Raw genomic sequence first — 4,239 nt, forward strand, 5'->3', positions numbered from 1 at the left:
CACGTGGTCAGGCAAGGGCATAGCCTTGAACTGACCATTGGTGCGCCCAATCCCATTCCGCATAGCGTCCTCGGCAGCATTCCAGCCGGAGCCCCGTCCATCAACAGGGTCTATCATTCGGGGAAGCATGCTTCCAGAATACTTCTTCCCGTCATCCCGGGGGCGGTGGCTCGAGCCCCGGCTCCGGCCTACAACGAGCTTCGAGGTCAACCCTATCGCAAGGACGACGAAGTTATCCTTGGCGGCCTGCCGATCCAATAAGCTCGTTGCCAAATGCCGCTATTATGGTACTGCCTCCTGGGCTCAAGCCCTGAGATGATCGGGAAAGCTGCTAATGCGAATGCCGATTACATCTTCGTCGATACCGTGGGTTGCCTCACCCGACAAGGAGCGACTCGTGCCTGTCCACGTCCCACGATCGCAGAGCAGTTCGCAATTCTAGCGTTTCGGCCCGATGTTCCTCGAGCGCCGGCAGGCAATGGCCAAAGTGCGGGCTGCTGACGGTGTTTTCGAAGCGGGGAGTCAGTCGATCTGATTGAGTGCGCCGACGATCGTTGGCCCCAAGCAGATGTCGGGCTGCTGTCGTCGATGGCCGATTTTCTGACGTCCAGGAGGACAGACAATGAAGGTATTCATCAGCGCCGATATCGAAGGCACTGCCGGCATCACCCACTGGGACGAGGCAAAGGAGGGCAATCCAGACTATGTCGAATTCCGCGAGTACATGACCGACGAGTTGGTCGCGGCCTGCGAGGGCGCGAGGGCGGCCGGCGCCACGGAAGTGGTTGTGAAGGACGCGAACTCCAAGGCGCGCAACCTCATCCTGTCGAGACTACCGGACTATGTCCGCATCGTGCGCGGCTGGAGCGGCCATCCAGACATGATGATGTTCGGCATCGATGACAGCTTCGCCGCCGCCCTTTACACCGGTTATCACAACAAGGCCGGAACGGACACCAACCCGTTGGCACACACCTTGACCGGCACCGTTTCGCGGCTACTGATCAACGGCGAGATCGCCTCGGAATATACGCTAAACGCACTCTCCGCAGCGCGCTACGGTGTGCCTTCGGTGTTCTTGAGCGGGCGACGCCGGCATGTGCGCCGAGGCGAAAGTGCTGGTGCCGGCCATCGGTACGGTGGCTACTAGCGAAGGATTCGGCCTGGCCACCTCGTCGCTGACCCCAGGAGCGGCGGTCAAGCCTATCCGCAATGGGGTCGAAACGGCGCTGTCCCGCGACTTGTCGGCCTGCCTCCCCCGGCTCGCCGACGGTTTCGAGCTGGTCGTCGAATACACTACATCTGCCCATGTAATGAAGGCCCTAAATGAAGCTTCCAGCGGGCCGCTGGCCGAAGGCAATGTTGGAGGCGGGACGGGCATGTCTGCTCGAGCTCAAGGGCGGGGCGGGAACGTCGTCTCGCCTAGTGGATTTGCTAGGCTCACGGTAGTCTCGGGTGTCTTGGCGAACTTTGGAATTCGACCGCACCTCAAAGTTCTCGGCGTCCTGTTGGTGAACCCATCAGATCAATCCGGCTCTGGGCTGGCGAGCAGGGCTCGCATCATCGTGGCGACCGATGCCCCTCTGATGCCTACCCAGTTGGAGCGGGTTGCACGACGCGAGTGCATCGGCATCGTTCGCACGGAAACGCCAGTTGGAGACGGATCCGGCGACCTTTGCCTTGCCTTCTCAACGTCAACCTTAGCACTAGTGAGTCGGCCGTAAGCGCTGTTGTGGGCCACCTTTCGGGAGTGGTCGCGATCTGTGAGGTTGCCGATCCAGTATTGGGATTGGAGATCGGCTTGTGTCTGGACTTGACCTTAAGCTTGACCCGGAGCGGCAGCTTCGTCGTTTCGGGGTGATCAACGGTGCTGGCGTCGGCGTATTGGTCGGTGGATGACAAGGCGCGGATCATCGCGGAGACGCTGGAGGCCGAACGCTAATATTTGCGAGGGTCGCCCGTCGGTATGGCCTTAGGCCGCAGCATGTCTTCGCCTGGCGCGGCGAAGCGCGCAAACAGGCTGCTTCGGTGCAGCAAGATTTTCCTACCTTTGCGCCGGCGGTTGTGGCGGCGGAACCTGTAGCCAGCCGTTTACCGAAGCAGCGGAAACGGAAAGCCGCTCAAGATGCCGGCTTGATCGAGCTTGAGATCGACGGCATCGCGATGCGCGTCGGCCGGGGCGCCGATACCAAGACAGTTGCAGCGGTGATCCGCGCGCTGGAGGCAACGTCGTGATCGGGCCGACGGGTGCGGTCAAGGTCATGGTGGCGACGACGCCCGTCGACTTACGCAAGGGTGCGAAGGGATTGGCGGCGCTGGTGTGAGAGACGATGGGAACCGATCCGTTCTTATGCGGGGGCGAGATTATGTGGCGGAGCCGCCCTGACCCTTTCGGGACGGCCAAACCCAGCTTGCCTCCGCCACATAATATTCAGATGGAGTTCAGCAGTTGCAGAACGGAGTGATTTGTTCGAAACGCACGCCGTGATCGCCGTTGACGCCCGCCTTCTCGAGTTCATTGCGCATCATCTCGACATTCCGCTGCGGCATTGCGGTGGGTCGTGGCGACCTGTGCGTGCCCGAGCCAGGGCTTGGATCGTCGAAAGGTCCACGCCGGACTGAAGAAGCTTCATGGCGAGGGAGTGCCGGAAGATGTGCGGCGATATGGGCTCGTCGGCCAAGGTCGGCTTGGTAGGCACGGCCTCGTTGGCCGCACGCCGCACCATATGCGTCGCTCCGAAACGAGTCAGGCGCTCGTTGCGGGCGACGACGAATATCGGTCGCGGCTCGTGATGGGCGATCCCGCTCGCTCAACAAGGATGTCAGCGCCCGCGCCAGGTCCTTCGCAATGGGGACGACGCGGTCTCTACGTCCTTTGCTGCGTATTCCAATGATTCCGGCCAGTGATTCCGAGACGAAACCGGACACCTATTCCGATAGAATATCGGACGCGATTCCGAGGCGAAGCCGGACGGCTTAGAGCGCCTCTGGGTCTTTTCGATATTTTTCGGCGAACTCGTTTTGGGTCAAGCGGGAGTGGCGTCTGAGACTGGCAGGATCTTGCTTGCGCATGCTATCGCCGGAAAGTTCGATGTGATAGGCGTTATGAACATAAGCCGGTCGAGAACGGCATCGGCGATGGTCGGATTGCCGATCATGTCATACCAGTGATCCACGGGAATTTGACTTGTGAGGATGGTGGAACGCTTCTCGTAGCGATCCTCGATGATTCCAGGAGATCGCGGCGTTTTTCGTCGTTGAGCTTCTCCGGCTCCCAATTGTCTAAATAAGCAAAGCAGGTCGGTTTTGGCCAGGCTCTTGAGCAGCTTCGCGTAACGGCCTTCTCCGCGGGCAAGGGCCAGCGAGGCGAAGAGGCGCGGTACACGGTGGTACGCGACCGAGAGATCCTCGCGGCATGCCTTGTGGCCGTGCGCGCAGGCCAGCCAGCTCTTCCCGACGCCGGCTGGTCCGATCAGGAGTAGGCTATGGCGCTGTCTGATCCAGTCACATGTCGCCAGCCTCGTGAAGAGATTGCGATCAAGACCGCGGGTTGCCCGGAAATCGGCGTTCTCGATCTGGGCCTCATGACGTAATCTGGCGGCACGGGCTCTGGCCTCGAAGCGATTCTGACGCCGCGTTGTCGCCTCCCGTTGGAGCAGGAGGGCAAGCCATTCGCCATGCTGGAGGGCTCGTGCCTCCGGCTGCATCTCCAGATTCTGTCACGCGTTTGCGATGCCGGAAAGGCGGAGTTCGCGCAGCATGTCGATGGTTGGATTGCTGAGCGTTCGTTGATTATCTCCTTAATGAAAGTAACCAGGGCCGCGAACATTGGCATGCTCGCCGACGGCGGCAGGTTCGGCGGTGTGCCTGGAGGCTTTGTGGGATTTGATGAGTGCGGTGATGCTCTTGCAGTTCAGGCCGCCGATCTCGAGCGCACGGCCCGAAACGGCTTCGGCTTGCGCCGTGCTGATTGCCTGATAGAGCTTGAGCACGCCGAGGCATGTTCTGAAGCCCTGTTCCGGATGCGGCCTGCTGGCAAGAATTGCGATTATAAGCCCCTCGTCTGTGGCCCGACCGAACGAGCCCAGCGCCGGAAGCGGATCGTGCCCACTGGCGTGGTGTAGTTGACGGCATTGGACGCCGTGCTCTCCGGCATGGGGCTGGACTGATCAGCGCGCCACTGCCGGCAGGCTGATGAGTGGATCATCGCTCATTTGGCTGATGGTCTCAAGCGTCATG

The 4,239-nt window shown here is 60.8% G+C and carries 6 protein-coding genes and 1 pseudogene; 5 read left to right on the plus strand and 2 right to left on the minus strand.

The genetic code is table 11. The annotated features are described in order from the left end of the window. The 4 genes and pseudogenes from BQ8794_RS36525 to BQ8794_RS35645 all read left to right on the plus strand — a co-directional run. Positions 1 to 261: pseudogene (locus tag BQ8794_RS36525) on the plus strand (CocE/NonD family hydrolase); the annotation flags it as partial. 361 nt (positions 262 to 622) lie between these two features. Further along, positions 623 to 1,150 carry a M55 family metallopeptidase gene (locus tag BQ8794_RS37050; protein WP_280174592.1) on the plus strand — a complete coding sequence of 176 codons (528 nt, stop codon included), beginning with the start codon at positions 623 to 625 and terminating at the stop codon, positions 1,148 to 1,150. Beyond that, positions 1,098 to 1,724, plus strand: a complete 627-nt coding sequence (locus tag BQ8794_RS37405; RefSeq protein WP_280174593.1) for a P1 family peptidase — start codon at positions 1,098 to 1,100, stop codon at positions 1,722 to 1,724. The genes BQ8794_RS37050 and BQ8794_RS37405 overlap by 53 nt, the downstream gene beginning before the upstream one ends. A gap of 304 nt (positions 1,725 to 2,028) precedes the next feature. Beyond that, entirely contained in the window at positions 2,029 to 2,235 is a 207-nt protein-coding gene (locus BQ8794_RS35645) for a hypothetical protein (protein ID WP_167378750.1), read from the plus strand. A gap of 290 nt (positions 2,236 to 2,525) precedes the next feature. Here the strand turns inward: BQ8794_RS35645 and BQ8794_RS36535 are convergent, their stop codons facing one another. Together BQ8794_RS36535 and BQ8794_RS15665 are read right to left on the minus strand one after the other, a co-directional pair. After that, positions 2,526 to 2,801 (minus strand): tyrosine-type recombinase/integrase, encoded by a 276-nt coding sequence (locus BQ8794_RS36535; protein ID WP_425293540.1) that lies wholly within the window; start codon positions 2,799 to 2,801, stop codon positions 2,526 to 2,528. A 225-nt stretch (positions 2,802 to 3,026) separates the two neighbouring features. Beyond that, positions 3,027 to 3,707: an ATP-binding protein gene (locus tag BQ8794_RS15665; protein WP_244554984.1), complete on the minus strand. Its 681-nt coding sequence runs from the start codon at positions 3,705 to 3,707 to the stop codon at positions 3,027 to 3,029. Between BQ8794_RS15665 and BQ8794_RS35650 the strand changes: the two genes are divergently transcribed. Further along, the gene (locus tag BQ8794_RS35650) at positions 3,678 to 4,124 is read left to right on the plus strand and encodes a hypothetical protein (RefSeq protein WP_167378745.1); all 447 of its coding nucleotides are present in this window, start codon (positions 3,678 to 3,680) and stop codon (positions 4,122 to 4,124) included. The genes BQ8794_RS15665 and BQ8794_RS35650 overlap by 30 nt on opposite strands. Positions 4,125 to 4,239: the final 115 nt, after the last annotated feature.

The organism is Mesorhizobium prunaredense (assembly GCF_900156895.1).
In the GTDB taxonomy this organism is placed as follows: Bacteria; Pseudomonadota; Alphaproteobacteria; order Rhizobiales; family Rhizobiaceae; genus Mesorhizobium; species Mesorhizobium prunaredense.